Annotated in this window: 2 protein-coding genes; both read right to left on the bottom strand. The window is 74.1% G+C overall.

Features of this window, described 5'->3' with window-relative positions:
- Positions 1-183 precede the first annotated feature (183 nt).
- Positions 184-534 carry an RICIN domain-containing protein gene (locus ACFXGA_RS37680; RefSeq protein ID WP_378097133.1) on the bottom strand — a complete coding sequence of 117 codons (351 nt, stop codon included), beginning with the start codon at positions 532-534 and terminating at the stop codon, positions 184-186.
- 334 nt (positions 535-868) lie between these two features.
- A complete protein-coding gene (locus ACFXGA_RS37675) occupies positions 869-2,401 on the bottom strand; it encodes a glucosaminidase domain-containing protein (protein WP_378097130.1) in 1,533 nt (510 codons plus the stop codon).
- Positions 2,402-2,455 lie beyond the last annotated feature (54 nt).

Here is a 2,455-nt window from a genome sequence, read left to right as displayed (position 1 = left end):
GTGGGGGGTGTGGCGGCGAGTCCGGGGGGCGCCCGGGCGGGGGGGGGGCCCCCCGGGCCCCGGGCGCGCGCCCCCCCCCCCGCCGGTCTCAGCCGGTGGCGCGGGTCGCGGTGGCCGCCGAGGAGTCGCCGGTCCCGGCAGGGCTCCCGTCGACCGCTCTCCCCCGCGCCAACCGGCGGTGGATCAGGACTGGAACCAGCGTTGGTTCGCGCCGCCGTGGCACGTCCACATCTGGACGACGGCGCCGTCGTTGGCGTTCCAGTCGCGGATGTCCAGGCACTTGCCGTTCAGCGCGCTGCGGATCAGGGAGCCGTCGCCGTACCACTGTTGGTTGGCCCCGCCGTGGCACGCCCACATCTGCACGATCGCGCCGTCGTTGGCGTTCCAGTCCCGGATGTCCAGGCACTTGCCGTTCAACTCGCTGCGGATCAGGTAACCGGGCTCGGCCTGGGCCGGGGCGGAGACCGCGACGAGGCCGCCGAACACGAGCGCGACAACACTGGACACCACGAACGCCATCTTCGACTTGTTCATGTTCTTCCTCGGTTCGACATCCACCGACGCCGCGTGGTCCGGGACGCCTGCGGCGAATGGTCGGATCGGACAATCGCCGCCGATCCGACACTGTGCGCCGCCGCCGTGCGCCGCAACAGCACTCCGCCGTGTGGGGGTAAGCCGACACCGGATCGGGGGTACCGGGTTTCGCGGCACGAACGGGCACGGCGATTGGGGGGCGCCGGCGCGCGCGCGCGGGGGGGGGCGCGCCCCCGCAGGTGGGGGGTGCGCGGGTCGGGCCCCACCCCCGCGCCCCGGCGTCGCGCCCCGGGCCCCGCGGGGGGCGGCCGCGCCCCCGCGACAAGGGGATCGGTCAGCGGCCGGTGACGACCACCTGGGCGGTGTTGTCCGGGTGGCCCGAGATCGCGACCCGCGAGCCCTTGGCCTGGGTGCCGTCCGTGCCGGTCAGCATCCGGAACGGCGTCCACGAGGCGCCCGAGCGGACGCGGTGGTACATGCCGTCGTCGTTGCCGATGACGAGCACCTGGGCGGTGCCGTCGGCGTGGGCGCCGATGGCGACGTCCTTGCCGGTGGCGGGGAGGGTGGTGTCCATGCCGTTGAGCGGCTGGAAGCCGGTCCAGTCGCCGGCGTTGTCGCGGATCTGGTGGTAGATCCGGTCGTCCCAGCCGACGACGAGGACGTGGGCGCCTTCGGCCGTGCCGGCGATCGACACGCGCTTGCCCTTGGCGGGCGCGGTCGTGCCGGTGCCCGCCAGGGGGCGGAAGCCGGACCACGTGCCGTCGCGCAGGACCTGGTGGTAGAGCCCGTCGTCGTGGCCGACGATGACCAGCTGGGCGCTGCCGTCGGGCAGGGCCGCGATGGCGACGTCCTTGCCCGCGGCCGGGGTGGGGGTGTCCATGCCCGGCACCGGCTGGAACCCGGTCCAGTTGCCGTCGGGCGTGCGGGTCTGGTGGTAGATCCGGTCGTCCCAGCCGACGATGACGACCTGGACCGCGTTGTCGGCGAGGCCGGTGATCGACACCGCCTTGGCCTTGGCGGGGGTGGTGGTGCCGTTGCCCGACAGGGGCTGGAACCCGGTCCAGTTCGTGTCGGCGTGGCGGATCTGGTGGTAGACGACGTCGTCCGCGCCGACGACCACCACCTGCGCCGAGCCGTCCGCCATCGCGGCCACCGCGACGTCCTTGGCGTCGCCGGGCAGGGTGGTCTGGTAGCCGGGCAGGGCGCGGAACCCGGTCCAGCCGCCGTCGGCGCCGCGGACCTGGTGGTACATCGGGTACGCCTGCCGCTCGGGACCGCCGACGTCGAACCGGTACAGGTTGTTGGCGTCCATCATCGCGATGATCTTGTTGGCGTAGTTCGGGTCGGTCGCGTAGCGCTCGGCGACGCGGCGGATGAACTCGCGGGGGTCGTGCCGGTAGGGCAGGGCGTGGGCGTAGTAGGAGCTGGTGGTGAGCAGCCGGCCGTAGTCGCGGAACGAGTCGGTCATCGAGGCGTAGACGCGGAAGTAGGCGGTGGTGGGGCCGCAGGTCGGCTGGCACTCCTCGGTGTTGAAGGCGCGGCAGCCGACGGCGATGGGGCCGGGGTCGGTGGCCGAGACGCACTTCATGCCGAAGTGGTTGTTGTACTGGGCCGCCAGGCTGCTGGCCCCGTACGCGGACTCGTGCGCGGCCTGGGCGGCGGCGACGGAGGCGGGGATGTCGTACTCGGCCTTCACGGCGCGGGCGCGGGGTTCGGCGGCGGCCCAGTAGTCGGCCTGGGTGGCGGCGGTGGTGAGCGGTGCGTCGCGGGTCGGGTCGGTGGGTGCGGCGTGGGCGAACGAGCCCAGGGTGCTCAGCGCCAACGTGCCGGCGATCACGAGCAGCCTCGCGGTGCCGAGGAGCTTCATGGCGGGTCTCCGGGTGAGGGGGCGGGGGGGGCCCCGGGGGGGGGGGGGCCCCGC

Source organism: Actinosynnema sp. NPDC059335, from assembly GCF_042752395.1.
Lineage (GTDB): Bacteria > Actinomycetota > Actinomycetes > Mycobacteriales > Pseudonocardiaceae > Actinosynnema.
Note: the sequence above shows the minus strand (reverse complement) of the source record. Positions and strands in the feature narration are given on the sequence as shown.

Bases quoted from the DNA above. Each gene is read 5' to 3' on its own strand.
- ACFXGA_RS37680 (WP_378097133.1), bottom strand. From the start codon at position 534: ATGAACAAGTCGAAGATGGCGTTCGTGGTGTCCAGTGTTGTCGCGCTC.
- ACFXGA_RS37675 (WP_378097130.1), bottom strand. From the start codon at position 2,401: ATGAAGCTCCTCGGCACCGCGAGGCTGCTCGTGATCGCCGGCACGTTG.